Raw genomic sequence first — 16,453 nt, 5'->3', positions numbered from 1 at the left:
GTTAACCAGGGCTTTGTCATGCAGGATGTGCGTATTCTAATGGTTAGATTTCACGCTTAAAAGCATCAATTCACGTAATGCGACAGAAAACTTAGCAAATTCGTGCGTTGAGCTGGTCTTAAACTCCGACATCATGTGATACCAGCGTTTAAGCAGCAACTGATTACTGTCCATCCAGGTATCCAAAATGTCATCAGCATCAGTAGCATCAGGCCGCGAGTGCAGCAGGTTTGCAGTGATAGAACGTTGTTGCCAGTCCAACTCTTCACGATATGATGCCCGCGCAAGAGCCTGCCAGTGGTTACTCACCGCTTGATTGTTAATCTGATCAAGGAACCAATGTAATTCCAGTTTATAACCTAACTGGAAGTACAACCTGGCAATAACAGAGGTATCGTGCTTGTCAGCGTCATCAATTTGCGCAATATCCAGACTGGAGAATAAATTAGAGAAGCTGGCGACCTGATAAGCAATATCATCAGGCACTCCTTCTTTAGTTAAACGTGCAATTTGTTGTTCTAAGGCGGTATATTCATCTTCAACAATGTATTGTTGAAGATTTTTCGACAAGTTTTCAAACGTAGCGCGATAGCTATCAATGGCTTCCTGGATACTCAGCGATTTATTACCATGACGAATATACCAACGAGCAGTTCGGCGCATGATGCGACGCACTTCTTCTAGCATGCGTAGCTGTAATTCAGCTGAAATTACCGTATCTAAATCTTCAATCTGTTGCCACAACACCTCAACGTTAAAAATTCCTTTAACAATGACATAGGCATCGGCAATTTCATGCACGCTGGCACCGGTCTCTTCCTGCATTCGAAAGACAAAGTTCAAGCCCATATCGTTAACCATTCGGTTGGTTAACTTAGTCGCAATAATTTCTCCGCGGAGCGGATGTTGCTGCATTTGCTCGCTAAACTTATCCCGTAGCACCATAGGAAACGCTTGCAGTAACAGGCGTCCATGATAAGCATTATCCGTAATCTCAGGGATATTAAGCGCGTCTTTTAGGACCATTTTGCCATAGGCAATCATCACGCTTAACTCAGGTCGCGTGAGGCCTCTATCTGATGCTACGCGATCAGATATCTCATCATCCGAAGGAATAAATTCAAGCTCGCGATTCAATTTGCCTTCGCGCTCAAGGCCGTGGATAAAGCGTAGCTGTTCTTTCAGCTGGCTAACCCCCGAACGTTCGGTTATCGAAATCGACTGAGTTTGGCGATAACAGTCTTCAATTACCAGTTGCGCCACATCGTCGGTCATTTCGTGCAATAAATTATTGCGTTGCTTAAGTGTCAGGTCACCATTGCCTACCAGACTGTTAAGCAAAATTTTAATATTTACTTCATTGTCAGAGCAGTCAACACCCCCTACGTTGTCAATAAAGTCGGTATTAACTCGGCCACCTGTAAAGGCGTATTCCACCCGGCCAAGCTGGGTTAAACCCAAATTGCCACCCTCGCCTATTATTTTCGCATTGACGTCTTTCCCGTTAACCCGTAAGTCGTCGTTAGCGCGATCACCTACTTCAGTGTGAGACTCTTTGCTGCTCTTAATATAGGTACCGATTCCACCGTTCCAGATAAGGTCAACCGGCATCTTCAGGATGTTATGAATGAGTTCATTGGGTGTCATTGTCACTTGACGAGTGCCAAGCCGCTTTTTCATCTCAGGAGTGAGCTTAATTGATTTCGATGCGCGACTGAAAACGCCTCCGCCTTTAGAGATAAGTTTGCTATCGTAATCTTCCCACGACAAGCTGGGATTTTCGAACAGTCGTTGGCGTTCCTGATAGCTTGACTCAGCATCTGGATTAGGATCGAAGAAGATATGTAAATGGTTAAATGCTGCTACTAAACGCGTATGGCGAGACAACAGCATACCATTTCCAAATACATCACCCGCCATATCGCCGATACCGACAGCGGTGAAATCAGTCGTTTGGCAATCGATACCCATTTCCCGGAAATGGCGTTTCACAGATTCCCAGGCACCACGAGCCGTAATACCCATTTTTTTATGGTCATAACCGATACTGCCACCTGAAGCAAACGCATCGCCAAGCCAAAAGTTATATTCTTGTGAAATACCGTTGGCGATATCGGAAAAAGTGGCGGTGCCTTTATCTGCTGCAACAACCAGGTAAGGGTCATCGTCGTCAAGACGTACCACGTCTCTGGGCGGAACGATTTCGCCGTTTACGATGTTATCTGTAATATCCAGTAAACTACGAATAAATGTGCGGTAGCAGGCCTGACCTTCAGCTTGGATAGCTGCGCGCCCCTCGCCTACAGGCAACTGCTTACAGACGAACCCGCCTTTAGCACCGACCGGTACAATAACAGTATTTTTTACCTGCTGAGCCTTAACCAGTCCTAAAATTTCGGTTCTGAAATCTTCCTGACGGTCTGACCAACGAAGCCCTCCCCGCGCCACTTTGCCGCCACGCAGATGCACACCTTCCATTTTCGGACTGTAAACGAAAATTTCAAACTTCGGTAATGGTAACGGCATCTCGGGGATCATTTCCGGAGCCATTTTAAATGAGACGTAAGGTTTTTCGTTACCTTCTTCATCGGGCTGATAGAAGTTGGTACGCAATGTCGCCTGCATCATGTCCAGGTATCGGCGGATAATACGATCATCATCTAAATTGCTGACGTTATCCAACTGAACTTTAATGTCTTCAAGATACGCCTCTTCTTTCTTAGCATTACGTTTCTTTAAAGGATGAAAACGCTGCTCAAAGAAGCTTACTAAAATCTTTGCAATGGCGGGATAATTAGCCAACGTATTAGCAATATAATCTCGGCTAAACGAGCTGCCCGTTTGGCGCATATACTTAGCGTAAGCACGAAGAATAGTTACTTTTCTGCCGGTAAGTCCCGCGCCAAGAATTAAGCGGTTAAACGAATCATCTTCTAAAGTGTTGTACCACACTTTAGCAAAAGCATCCTGAAACAGAATTTGCGCTCTTTCCATCTCAAGACGTTGGCCGCCTTTATGTAACATGGTGAAATCCATCACCCAGTTACGCTCGCCTTCAGAACAGGTGATTTTAAACGGGCTTTCATCAATAACACGCAGCCCAAAATGCTCAAGCATTGGCAGTACATCTGATAAATGGATTGGCTCAGACTTATGAAACAGCTTTAGCTTCACTATCTGGCTGTCTGACTGCTCTTCCTGAGGACGATAATAAAGCATGTCCAGCGTGTGATTTTCATCCAGCAGTTCCAGCTTTTGAATATCAATTAAAGCGGCACTCGGCAGGTTTTGTTCCATATAGCTGCGAGAAAACGCGTTGTTATATTTGCGCTCCAGCGCCTTCCCATTCGCTTCGCCATGAGCGGCAGTGATGGCATTCGCTAATCGATCGTTCCACGTCTTCGTCAACTCGATGATATTTTGTTCGATTTCCTTCACATCATATTCCGCATTATTATCTTTAACACGAGCGATGTAATGGGTTCGCGCATACACCGACTCAGAGAAAAACGTAGTAAATTCAACTTCTTCTACAGCGCCCAGTGACGCTTTTAACAGCGCCTGAGTCTCCTTGCGAAGCTGCGTGTTGTAGCGCTCTCTGGGAACAAACACCATACAGGAGAAGAAGCGCCCAAACAGATCTTTACGAATAAATAGACGGGTTATCCCGCGCTCCTGCATCTGGAAAATGCCGGTAATGATCTGAGCCAATTCCTCAGCGGGAGTTTGTAACAGTTCATCTCTGGGATAGGTTTCAATGATGTTTAAAAACGCTTTATAAGCATGCGTGCCTGGCTCATAGCCAGACAGATCGCATAACCGCCGAATTTTTTCTCGCAAAATAGGCAGCGCAGTCACACTGGAGTTATAGAAAGAAGCAGAATAAAGCCCCAGGAAGCGGTGCTCCCCAACCACTTGCCCTTCTTTGTTAAATACTTTAACTCCTACATAATCCATGTGTGCCGGGCGATGAACCCGCGCGCGGGAGTTTGTTTTAGTGAGCATCAACGGATTTTTGCTCAGCGCTTCGGCACGTGCGGAAGCTGGCAATTTTGATAACAATCGTTCCCGGTCGCTAACTGAGTTTTTCATCAACCCCAAACTGCTGTCGTTAGCCGGTATCCAGCGGTGATCTCCCTCGACTGCCTTTACATCGTAATAACGATAGCCCATCAACGTAAAATTATGATCTGCAAGCCATGCGAGGAAACCCTCAGTTTGCTTTACATCCGCTTCAGAAACAGGCCAGTTCATTAACGAAGCTTTTTTACGTACTTCATCCAGTTGCTCTGACATTGGCTGCCAATCAGTTACTGCCAAAGAGACTTCGTCAACAATGGAATGAAGTTCTTTGGTCAGATTTTCAATATCTTTTCTAGACGTTTGCCGGTCAATCTCAATAAACAGAACGGTTTCTTTGTGTGAGTCTTTCGTATTTTTACCAGGCTCGACAAAAGCCGTTAGTTTTTTATCTTCGTCACGCTTTAAGCCAATTGGGCAATGTAGTAACAAGTGTGCAGTAATGCCCATGCGGTTGAGTGCCATGCGCACGGAATCTACCAAAAACGGCATATCTTTGACGATAATTTCAACCACCGTATGGCTTGAATGCCAGCCGTGCTTCGCTATTTCAGGATTAAAAACCCGAATAAAAGGGCTGCTCGCATCAAATTTAAAAAACTTGTTCCATAGGCTCAGTGTCGCTCCGTAAAGGTCGCTGTCATTGCGATGTTCGAGATCTTCATTAGAAATATTTTTGTAAAGCAGGCGGCCAAATTGATTAACTAATGCCTTCTGCTGTGCGTCCACCTTCTTGTCTATTAGCGAGAAAACATTATCAAGCAGTACAGAATGCCGCTGTGAGGTGACTGTCATGTGTATAACACCTTAAAATTGTCGTAAGTGCAGAGAAACCTTAACCATTTTCGCTAATTCTGCGTGTCATTTAAAGCCCTATTTTAACGGGCTATTAACAGCATAGATAAGTATGCAAAAAAGGCCTATAAAAAAGGACCCAGAGGCCCTTTTTCCTGATTAGCTATGCAAAATATTTTTTACTTTTGGCTTTCATTTTTTGAAAACCAGAGAAATCTTGCAATGGCTGGTAATACGATGATGGCACCCAACATGTTCACCACAAACATAAAGGTGAGCAGAATTCCCATATCCATCTGGAACTTGAGCGACGAGAAAACCCAGGTGCTTACGCCGATAGCTAATGTTAAACCGGTAAATATAACCGCGCTCCCCCGTTCTTTCAGCGCTTCAAGATAGGCCTGTTGTACCGTAGCGCCGTGCTTCAGCTTAACGCTCATAGTAGAGAGGATATAGATTCCATAGTCTACACCAATACCCACTCCAAGCGCGATGACAGGTAAGGTGGAAACAGTAAGACCAATCTCCAAAAAGGTCATCAGTGCCTGCGCCAACACCGATACTACATACAGAGGAACCACAACCGAAAGAGTGGCGCGTAACGAGCGAAAACTTACCAAACACAGCAAAATAACCGCGCCAAAAACATAGGCCATCATCGGATACTGCGCTTTTTCGACGGCTTCGTTTGTTGCTGCCATAACGCCGACTGGACCAGAAGCAAGACGATACTTCATATCGTCTGTTTCATATTCCTCGCGAAAGTGTTTTATCGCGTTCACTACACGGGAAATGGTTTCGGCTTTGTGATCTTCCATGAACAGGATAACCGGCATTACTGAGCAGTTGCCGTTAAGAAGCCCGGACGATGTAGGAATACGCGCAATCGCTTGCACCAGCGTTTGCTGGTTGCGCGGCAACACTTGCCACTTAAGATTTCCCTCGTTATACCCCGCGTTGACGATTTTAGCTACAGAAGCAAGGGACACCGTCGATTGTACCCCAGGCACATTTTCCATTTTCCATTGAAATTCATCCATCGCCCGCATTACGTTGTATGAAGTGCAAGCATCAGCGGTAGTCTCTACCAGCACTGAAAGATAATCGACGGTAACTTCATACTTGTCGGTAATCAAAAATGTATCTTGATTATAGCGAGAGGATTCGTGCAGCGCTGGCGCGCCCGCATGTAGATCACCGATCTTCATATTTTGCGCTTGATATAACCCGCCCGCGAACAGACCCGCCGTTATAAGTAGAATAATTGCTGCCGGGCGCTTGTGGCTACATGCCGCTAGTCCGTTCCAAAAAGCGGCGGTACGATTTTCCTTACCTGCAAATTTTTCAACGTATTGCGCATCTAACGACAGAAAGCTCATTAGCACAGGCAGCAAGATAAGGTTGGTTAGAATAATCACGGCAACACCTAAACTGGCGGTAATTGCAAGTTCGCGGATCATGCCAATATCAATAACCAGTAATGTCATAAACCCAACAGTGTCTGAAAGTAGCGCGATTCCGCCCGGCATCAACAGGCTTCTAAACGCTCCCATGGCCGCATGTTTTGCGCCAACTCCGGCTATCGCCTTTTTCTCTACTGCGTTGATCATCTGCACGCCGTGACTGACACCAATAGCGAAAACCAGAAACGGCACCAGAATCGACATAGGGTCCATTCCAAAGCCAATGACTGTGAGCAGACCTAACTGCCATACCACTGCAATGAAAGAACAAAGTATCGGGAGAACGGTGAGCATGACGCTACGGGAAAAGAAAAACACCATAAGCGTGGTAATCGCAATAGCAATGACAAAAAAGAACACAACGTCTTTTGCGCCATCTGCCACGTCGCCAATCATTTTCGAAAAGCCGATGATATGAATGGAAATGTCGTCGCTCTCGTACTGTTGGCGAACTTGCTGCTCCAATGAACTGGCAATAGCCAGCGTGTCGAGCGGCTTTCCGGTTTGCGGGTCCAATTCCAGTAGTTGAGCGGTAACCATAGCGCAGCTGTAGTCGGTGGAAACCTGACGCCCAACGATATTAGCCTTTTCTATATTTGCCGCCACCTGATCCAGTGCTTTAACACTGGCTGAATTAAAATCAGCCGGAATTACAGGCCCGCCCGCGAACCCTCCCTCTACAATTTCAGTAAACCGGGTTGAAGGGGAAAACAACGATACTACCAAAGAGCGATCGACACCATTGATAAAGAACAACTGGTCGTGGACATTCTTCAGTGTGTCAAAAAAATTCTGGTTAAAAATATCGCCATTTTTATCGCAAACGGAGACGAGGATGCTGTTGGCACCACCAAAATCCTTGCGGTGTTCCATATAGGTTTTCATGTATTCGTGTTGAAGCGGAATATTTTTTTCAAAACCTGCATCAAGTCGCAGTTGAGACGCTTGATAACCTAAGAAAACTGTCACGAATGCAAATATAGCAATAACAATTTTGCGGTTACCAAAAACAAGTTTTTCGATAAAGTGGGTAAAGCTCGTCATGGAAGTGACTTAATCCAAATGTAAGTATTTAATGCCGTTAGCAGTAACGGCTAACGTATGTTTGTTGAAGGTAACAGCATTGAGAATTGCTGCTTTACCTTCAAGCTGAGTGACTGAGATCCCAGCAGCGGGCTGGCATTGTGACGGATCTGCCGAAGGGCCAGATTGGCTTACCGGCAGTGGGCGCTCAAGCGCTACCATCATGCCGTTATTCCCCAGCGCCACAACTTTCTCTGCCGAAGCGACAAAAATGGAGTTGAGGGTGCTGGTTGAACAGGTATTGACGTACTGCCAGTTGCCTTGGTCGCGCATGACAAAAATGTTCCCTCTTAATCCAACAGCCATAATTGTTTTTTCATCAAGCGGCTTAATATCAAAAAATGAGCCTGTATACTCGACATCAAAGCGGGCCCAGCTTTTGCCCTGATCTTCGCTTGCAGCCAATAAACCGGCTTCACCAGCAATAAAAAGACGATCGCCGATGTTAGTTATGCGATTAATATGCGGCAAAATGGAGTTCAGTTCCTGCTCATAGAAACTTTCGTCTTCTTGTTTTATTTCTTCTAAATACTCTCTGTCTGCAGTGGGAAGTAAGGTGGCGTGAAGTTCCGGTTGCCAGCTTTTTCCGCCATTCAGGGTGCGGTAGAACAATCCGTAAGCGCCAACAGCGATACCGTGTAAATCATCGAAAAACAATACGTCCAGAAACGGGCGTTGAAATTCTGGGGCCGAAAATTGCTGTTCCCAAGTGTTACCCGCATCAGCAGAGTGAAGAATGACAGCATCATGCCCCACTGCCCATACATTGTTCTCAAAAATATCGACCGCGGTTAACATTGTCGTAGAGGGAACATCAGCCTGATGGAAAGTTTTGCCATCAGCGGAAAGTAGCACATGCCCCCGCTCGCCAACCATCACCACAAAATTGGTTGCCGCGACATCGAGAAGAACAGATTTTTCCGCTAATGGAGCAATATAAGACTGTTCACAGCAAGCGGAAAAGCTTGCCAACATTGCGACTACTGTCGCGATAGCATGTCTCATATCAGAAGATTCCTGTGTTATTATTATGTAATACAAAAACGGTTGGCATCGCCAACCGTTTTTAAGCGACTAGCGCATACCTTCTCGTCGCAGCGCCTGCGGCGTAAATTCAACATCACGAGGACGAATCGAAAAGTCATACATAGGCTTCTCGTTGTCCAGTCCGATAGCCAGATAACGGCGAGAGTTTAAATCGTGATAAACATCAAGGGTAGACCATTGCGTAGGCACTTCGTAATAGTTTACGCCGTAAGCAAAAGCGACGCGATATAGCTCGTTACGGTTATCGTACATATCAGCAACCTGAATCTGCCAGCTGTCTTCATCAATAAAGAAGACGCGCTTCTGATAAATATGGCGAAATCCGTCTTTTAACGTTGCTTCAACGACCCATACCCGATGCTTTTCCCAACGGGTCAGGTCAGGGTTAATGTGATGAGGTTGCAAAATGTCTTCATTGGTAACACTATCGCTGTGTAACTTATAATTGTTATACGCGATATACATTTCTTTCTTACCTTTCAGTTCCCAGTTGTAGCGGTTGGGCGAACCGTTAAACATGTCAAAATCATCGGTTGTCCGTAATCCATCAGCGGCTGTTCCCGGCGTATCGTAAGCAATGTTGGGAGCAAGGCGTACACGCCGCTGCCCTGTGTTATAAGTCCAGGCTTTTCTGGGCTCCTTTATCTGATCTACCGTTTCCTGAACCAACAAAGCTGTTCCCGCCAAACGAGCCGGCTCGGTCACTTTCTGTTTGAACATAAACAAGATGTTGTCTTGCAGCAACTGCTCAGGTGTGGCGTTGGCTTTGGCATACTGGATCAGCAGTTGCTCATCGAACCCAATTACATTGTAATCTCCTGAAGATGTTACCGCTGCCTGGCCACCAAAACGCTGAACAGCTTCTCCCCGATAGCGAAGAATATGATTCCAAATTGCCTCCAAACCATCTTGAGGTATAGGAAAAGGAATACCGATTGCGGCGCCCGTTAAACCGTTTCCGCCAGCGATTAACTCCGCGCGAGTGGCATTAGCTTTTGTGGCTTCATATACGAATTGCGGGTTAGAGGCGGTTCTGCGCGTTTCATAGACAGGCATTCGAAACGTTTCTGGATAGATTTCGAACAGCTTTTTCTGGCCTTCAGACAGCAAGTTAGCATAATCTTTGTAATTTGATGCGGTTATCTCAAACAGCATTTTATCGTGAGGATAAGGATCTGGATGATGATCGCCCACATCGTAGTCTGCAGGCGGCTTGGTTATCCCCCCGTTCCAGGCAGGAATGCTGCCATCCGCGTTTGCTGATTTTTCGGCGCCCAAGGGGCTTAATGTCTCGCCGAGTTTTTTTGCTTCTTCCGTAGAAATTTTTGCCATAACCAGTGTACTGGCGAAGGATAGCGATATTGCCGCAGCAATGAACCCAATCTTTTTATACATAATGACTACCTCTAAATCGCATATTTGATGTTGAATGAGATGAAATCGCGATCCGACAATTGATTTGTCGTACCAATGCCTCCCCAAAATGCACTGTAGGAAGCGGTAGCCGACCATCTACTTAAGTAATCGAAAGTAAAAGAAATACTCGCAGACTTACTATCTTCAAGGAACAGGTATAGCGGATCTGGCGTGGTGCCTTTTACATCGTGAGAAAAGGTAGCGCGGGTGCGTAAGTTCACACCGCCATAGATATTGTTGTAATCGGCTACAGCGAGTAATCGATAGCCCCAGGCATCATCTGTAGCAAACGGGTTGGTTTCGGGGCCGTTAGATAAGCCGGTGTGTAACCCTTCTCTAGGATTGCCATCGGCGGTGGGTTCTAAAGAAGGCGTTCTTCCAGTGCCAGGTGCATTCAACCGAATGATATTGGGATCAGGAAAATCCATGATATTGACATACCCTGCTTCACCTAAAAGAACAAAATTATCTGTTCCCAATGCAGGACCAAACACGTGTGAAACCGTAAATTGTGCCTGCCATGTGTCTGAGAACAAGTATCCCTGCGCAGTCTCGCCCGGGCCTACTGCACGGCCAATGTTATTTAGCTGGGAAATACCGGCCAAATCCGGACGCAATCCTGCGTTGGCTAATTGCTCAGGCATGCCCATGTAGAGCAACTCGACATCATCTATTTGTAAGGGCTCATCAACGCGATATGCAAACTCACCTGATACTGCGGTAGTGCCAAGGTTGGTATTAAAGCTGTAACCATAAAGCTGTATGTCTTCAGGATAATAAAATTTTGCCTCAGTGAACGCCACCAGATCAGTGACATTGTCACGGGTAACCGCGTTTTGCGCGATGAACGCCAAATCTGCACCAATGCCTTCGGCGGTGAAATTAGAGGTTACGCCAGAAATGAGAGGACGTTGGCTGTGATAGTTGATGTGGTAAAAACTCATTTCGGTTTCATTTAACGATTCAGCAAACCAGGTAAGACGCAAACCATATTGACCTTGATCGTCCGCATCTATGTGGGCATCATCAGAATAACCACGAACTGCTACCTTAGTTGGATAAGCCAGGTAAGCTTGGGAAATAGCAGTTGGATCTGCCCCTGCTCGCAAGACGTCTCCCAAGCCATTCAGCGAGGACAATAAATGTTCAAGATTAATATCTGGATTACCAGTAAAACCAAGTTGTACATTATTCGCCTGACCCCCTTCTCCAGCAAAATCATTGGTTGCAAAGTAGCTTCCTGCTACCGGTAGCCAACTGCGCTCCCATTCATATTGGTAGTAGCCGGATATGCTGACAGTATCGGTTAGCCCTAGTGAGGCAAACACCATACCCACCGGAATAAATACTTCTTTTAATTCTGCACCTGGTGCTTGGGCGCGAGTGACATCAACAGGATTGGTGGTGTTTATGCCGTGTTGAATGAAGGTGCTCTCACCCCAACTGATCACCTGCTGACCAATCCTGACTGTCAGTGGCTTGTCATTCACCCACCAGTCGCCGTAGAAAAATGCATCGAGTAAGCGAATATCAGAACACAGTAGATCTTTGGCATCATCATCGTCGCAGAGATCAGTTGGGGTGCCGGTTATAGGATTAGACCAGGGCCGGTTCTCATCCATCTGCTCGAAATCGTAAAACCAGAAACCACGGGCAAAGAACCCGTAATCACCGAAATTCACATCGAGTTCGTGATTACCTGAGATTTGCGTTGAAAAGGCCTCACCGGGATCATGCGCAAGATTGCCTAAATCACCATTAGTAGAATATTCTCCATTTGCTAACGACCAGACATCAGCGCTTGAATAGATATTATTGGTGGCTGCGTTGTATCCTGACCAGTCAAACTGCGGGTGGTTACTGTTCCCTATCAACGAATAATCGCGTTTTTCTGTACGAATACTGGTAGCGAGTGTGAAGTTAGAATCTAAGGTAATATTGGCGTCACCGAACTTCCAGCTTGCCGCAAATGCGGGACTTGTGGCTGCACTAAGACAAACAATAACGCCTATTGCAACAGGTGATTTTATAAATGTGCTAGCCCTGTTTGACATAATTTTTATTCTCCGAAATCAACGCAGACAGTGCGATGGCGAAAGACCATTTATGGTTGTTAACAAAATGATTACATCATTTCACAAGAATCGCAAGAACTAATCGTACCAGTTCTCCATACTTGTCAAACAGGTGAATAAATCAACACGGCAACGTTAGGTGAGTTAAGTTTGGGCGATATTTTCAAAAAGGGCTAACGGATCCGCTCAAAACTTTTTATCTTGTTTTCGGCACTGACAATCATTCTAAAGCGTCCTTTGATGCCGCTCCTTTCGATAAAGGCTCGCAGTCGGGACGCAGGAATTTGAACGCGGTGCCCACTGTCAGCAGTAAGCACCACGGCAGGATGGTGAGGTTGATATAGCGCTTCGCAGCGAGCGTAGGCTATAGAGAGAGAAAAAAAATAAACGCTATCGCTACTGAGACGGTGTGTCATAGGCCAGGCTCTTACTGACTTTTTCAAATAAGTCCCGACTCAGCCCCTTCTCGTTCAGAAGACGCCCCAGTTGGACTTTCATTTTTTCCTGATACACCGGCGCATAATTTTGCCACTGGGTTAGCGGCGTTACAATTCGTGCTGCGACTTGTGGATTAGTTTTATCCAACATCAGGAGATAATCGGTAACAAATTTATAGCCACTGCCGTCAATCGCGTGAAAACCTGCAGTATTGTAAAACGCAAAACTGCCGATTAAGGCCCGTACACGATTAGGATTTCCAATGCTGAATTGCGGATGCTCCCGCAGTAAAGTAATGTGACTAAGAATATCATCCCGCTCCTGTGTGGCATGAAGTGCAAACCACTTATCCAAAACTAATGGCTCTTCACGCCATTGCTGCTCAAAACTTGCCAGCAATTTTTCAAATTGCTCTTTATCGCCATGTTGCGCCGCTTTCAACGCCCCCATTGTGTCTGTCATATTGTCGGAGCTATTAAACTGTTTACAGACAAGCTCCTGGCCTTGCGGTAGTCGGGCGAGATGATTTAACACCACATTGCGACACCTTCTGGCGTTTACGGCTTCCAGCGTATATTCGTAATCACCGGTATGAATGTTCTTATAAACAGTCAACAAAGGCGTAGCCAGCTCCTGTGCAAAATCTTGGCAGAATGCTCGTCTCGCCTGTCTTAGCTGTTCAACGTCCACTAGCGACCGTGACTGGCACAGTGTTTCAAAAGAAGGAATAACAAGACACTCTCCAAGCAACTCATGATTTTGCGCCTCCCGTTCAACCACTTCTTTTAATCCGTCCCAGATAGATGCGGTCACGGCTTCCGGTTTGCCGAGAGCATATTGCTCAATACACCAGTCATAGAGTTGCTGTAACGCATCCCAGCGATTAAAGGCATCTCTGGCAAAGCGAAAAATAGCCAATAGATCTTCAGAAGGTAATGGATTTTTTACCTTAGCTGGCGCGGAAAAGTTGCCCAGCACCACAGGGATAAGCGCAGAAGTAACATCCGAGAACTGCAGAGTCACGCTCGGTTCATTCAGCAATAACATATTGTTCTTAACACGCTGTTCATCGTCCTGATAATGATTGCCCTTGCTATCAATACAGTCAAAGGCTACTGGCATAAATAACGGGCGCTTCACTGATTGATCTGCTGTTTTGGGCGTGTGCTGGCTTAACGTAACTGACATGCGTTTTGCCGTTTCATCGTATTGATGAGAGACAGTAATTAAAGGTGTACCTGACTGGCTGTACCACAAAGCAAAGTGGCTAAGATCCAGTTCGGTTACAGATTGCATTGCAGCCACGAAATCATCACAGGTAACCGCTTGTCCATCATGACGGCGAAAGTATTCGTCCATGCCTTTGCGAAATTTCTTCTTGCCAAGAAGCGTATGCAACATTCGGATAACTTCGGCACCTTTATCGTAGACGGTGACCGTATAGAAGTTATTCATTTCCATTACTTCGTCGGGGCGAATAGGATGACTCATGGCACTGGCATCTTCTGCAAACTGATGTTCCCGCATTACGCGTACGTGCTTGATACGGTTACTCAGCGGAGACGTCATATCGGCGCTAAACTGTTGATCGCGAAACACCGTCAGACCTTCTTTCAAACTTAGCTGAAACCAATCTCTACAGGTAACGCGGTTTCCGGTCCAGTTGTGAAAATATTCATGAGCAATAACAGATTCAACATTAAAAAAATCTTCATCTGTAGCGCTGTTCTGATCCGCCAGAACAAACTTGCTGTTAAAAATATTAAGGCCTTTATTTTCCATCGCACCCATGTTGAAGAAGTCCACGGCCACAATCATATAGATATCTAAATCGTATTCCAGTCCATACGTGTCTTCATCCCACTTCATAGCACGCTTTAGCGATTCCAGTGCAAAAGGACCACGAGCTTTTTTTCCTTTATCCACGTAAAGTTCCAGTGCCACTTTACGGCCACTTGTGGTGGTATATTCATCAGTTAATACATCAAAGTCACCTGCTACCATAGCAAATAAATAACAGGGTTTTGGATGAGGATCCTGCCAGGTAACCCAATGGCTGCCGTTATCGCCCTCGCCTCGCGCAATGGGATTGCCGTTGGCTAACAGCGTAGGATATTTGTTTTTATTTCCATGCAAGGTAACCTCATAGGTAGCCAGTACATCAGGGCGGTCAAGAAAGTAGGTAATGCGCCGAAAACCTTCAGCTTCACATTGAGTGCAGTACACACCGCTTGATAAATACAACCCTTCAAGCGCTTTGTTGTTTTCCGGGTCTATCGTGGTGATAACTTCTAACTGAAAGCTATTGGGCACATTCGGGATGGAGAGAGAAGAGTCGGTCTGCTCATAATCCTGAGTGATTTTACCGTCTATTTTTACGCTATTGAGTACTAGTTTTTCACCATCTAAAATTAACTTTTCATGATGGTTTCCTAATCTTTTAACTGTTAAATAGCTGGTAATTCTTGCAGCAGTAGGATGCAGAACCACATCCATTTTGACGTCACTGATAGTGAAAGCAGGCGGCATGTAATCCGCCCGTCTTTTAGTTTTTATAGTCATAATTCCCCCTTATGAAAAAGATTACGGGTTTTCTTCCTCCACGGATTCTTTAAAGGGAGGATCCAGCCTTAGAATTTTAATTCCAAGGTATGCATAGACAACGGCTAGAACTGGGTTTATTACATTGAAGAAGGCGTAAAAAATATATTCGAAAGGATGCACCATCAACACCCCTTGCATGTATGCTCCACAAGTATTCCAGGGAATTAAGGGCGAAGTTAATGTTCCTCCATCCTCTAAGCTACGGGAAAGATTTAGCTGATCCAGCCCTCGCTTACGAAATTCTTCTTTATACATTCTTCCGGGCATAACAATTGCCATGTACTGATCCGCAGTAACAAGATTTGTTCCTATACACGTTAAAATGGTACGACTTATCATGTCCCCTGCTGAAGTAGCACCACGTAAAATCGCACTTACCGTGCGTTTTAGTAGCCCTACGCGCTCTAACACAGCGCCGAAAGACATAGCACAAATAATCAACCAAATTGTGTTAAGCATAGAGGACATGCCGCCACGACTTAACAGGCTGTTCAGATTTTCGTCGGGCGTGGAAAAGGCGACTCCATCATAAAGCGATGTCCAAACAACTTTTAGCATGCCGATAGCAGGACTGTCTTCATCGCCAGCCATTGCAAGCACCACATCTTGTTGAAAGAGCACGGCCCACAACACGCCTAACAGCGCTCCAATGGATACCGCAGGGAATGCGGGCATTTTCTTAACGGCAAGAATCAGCAACACAACTAACGGAGCCAGTAAATACCAGCCTAGAGAAAAGGATTCCTGAAGCAGTACCTGCATTTGTTCAATACGCACTGCTGTTGCAGATCCGGACTCGCTGAAACCCAACACCATAAACAAAATTAAAGCGAGAACAAAACTCGGTACGGTAGTCCACAGCATGTAGCGAATGTGGTCGAATAAATCTGTTCCAGCCACCGCTGGCGCCAAATTGGTAGTTTCCGAAAGGGGGGAAATTTTATCACCAAAGTACGAACCTGAGACTACCGCTCCAGCCGTCACTGCCGCTGACATCTCCATTCCCGAAGCAACGCCCATAAGCGCCACACCCACTGTTGCGGCAGTTGTCCATGAACTACCGATGCTCATTGCTACCACCGCACAAATAAGGCACGCAGCGGCATAGAAAAACGACGGATTGAGTAATCCCAGGCCATAGTAAATTAGCATTGGTACTGTACCTGACAACATCCAGGCACCAATTAGTGAGCCCACTGCCAGTAGAATCAGGCACGCACCGAGCGCCATTGAAATACCGTCAACGATACCCGCTTCAATTTTCTTCCAGGTATGTCCATTTTTCATACCGATAATTGCAGCGATACCCGTACCTAAAAGTAACGCAATTTGGTTAGGACCATAGGAAGAATTGTCGCCAAAGAGATAAACAGCTCCGCCCATCATTAATATCAGCGCGATAATAGGTATGAGAGCATCAGCAAGTGAAGGTGGTTTTATTGAATCTGTCAT

General features: G+C 45.7%; 8 protein-coding genes. All 8 read right to left on the bottom strand.

Going from position 1 to position 16,453, the window contains the following annotated elements; translation table 11 throughout:
- Positions 1-36: 36 nt before the first annotated feature.
- The 8 genes from CA267_RS18565 to nhaC all read right to left on the bottom strand — a co-directional run bounded on the left by CA267_RS18565 (position 37) and on the right by nhaC (position 16,453).
- Positions 37-4,875: an NAD-glutamate dehydrogenase gene (locus CA267_RS18565; RefSeq protein WP_075609406.1), complete on the bottom strand. Its 4,839-nt coding sequence runs from the start codon at positions 4,873-4,875 to the stop codon at positions 37-39.
- 179 nt (positions 4,876-5,054) lie between these two features.
- A complete protein-coding gene (locus CA267_RS18560; protein WP_075609407.1) occupies positions 5,055-7,382 on the bottom strand; it encodes an efflux RND transporter permease subunit in 2,328 nt (775 codons plus the stop codon).
- Positions 7,383-7,391: 9 nt separating this feature from the next.
- On the bottom strand, positions 7,392-8,426 hold the full coding sequence (locus tag CA267_RS18555) for a WD40/YVTN/BNR-like repeat-containing protein (protein WP_075609408.1): 1,035 nt from the start codon (positions 8,424-8,426) through the stop codon (positions 7,392-7,394).
- A gap of 69 nt (positions 8,427-8,495) precedes the next feature.
- A complete protein-coding gene (locus CA267_RS18550; RefSeq protein ID WP_075609409.1) occupies positions 8,496-9,863 on the bottom strand; it encodes a DUF1329 domain-containing protein in 1,368 nt (455 codons plus the stop codon).
- A gap of 11 nt (positions 9,864-9,874) precedes the next feature.
- On the bottom strand, positions 9,875-11,938 hold the full coding sequence (locus tag CA267_RS18545; RefSeq protein WP_075609410.1) for a DUF1302 domain-containing protein: 2,064 nt from the start codon (positions 11,936-11,938) through the stop codon (positions 9,875-9,877).
- Positions 11,939-12,132: 194 nt separating this feature from the next.
- The gene (locus tag CA267_RS18540) at positions 12,133-12,375 is read right to left on the bottom strand and encodes a DUF2835 family protein (RefSeq protein ID WP_075609411.1); all 243 of its coding nucleotides are present in this window, start codon (positions 12,373-12,375) and stop codon (positions 12,133-12,135) included.
- Positions 12,356-14,959, bottom strand: a complete 2,604-nt coding sequence (gene pepN, locus CA267_RS18535; RefSeq protein WP_075609412.1) for an aminopeptidase N — start codon at positions 14,957-14,959, stop codon at positions 12,356-12,358. Before pepN ends, CA267_RS18540 begins: the two co-directional genes overlap by 20 nt.
- A gap of 21 nt (positions 14,960-14,980) precedes the next feature.
- Positions 14,981-16,453: a Na+/H+ antiporter NhaC gene (gene nhaC, locus CA267_RS18530; protein WP_075609413.1), complete on the bottom strand. Its 1,473-nt coding sequence runs from the start codon at positions 16,451-16,453 to the stop codon at positions 14,981-14,983.

The sequence above is a fragment of the Alteromonas pelagimontana genome (genome assembly GCF_002499975.2).
GTDB lineage: Bacteria > Pseudomonadota > Gammaproteobacteria > Enterobacterales > Alteromonadaceae > Alteromonas > Alteromonas pelagimontana.
The sequence above is the reverse complement of the archived record's forward strand: the minus strand, read 5'-3'. Positions and strand labels throughout refer to the sequence as shown.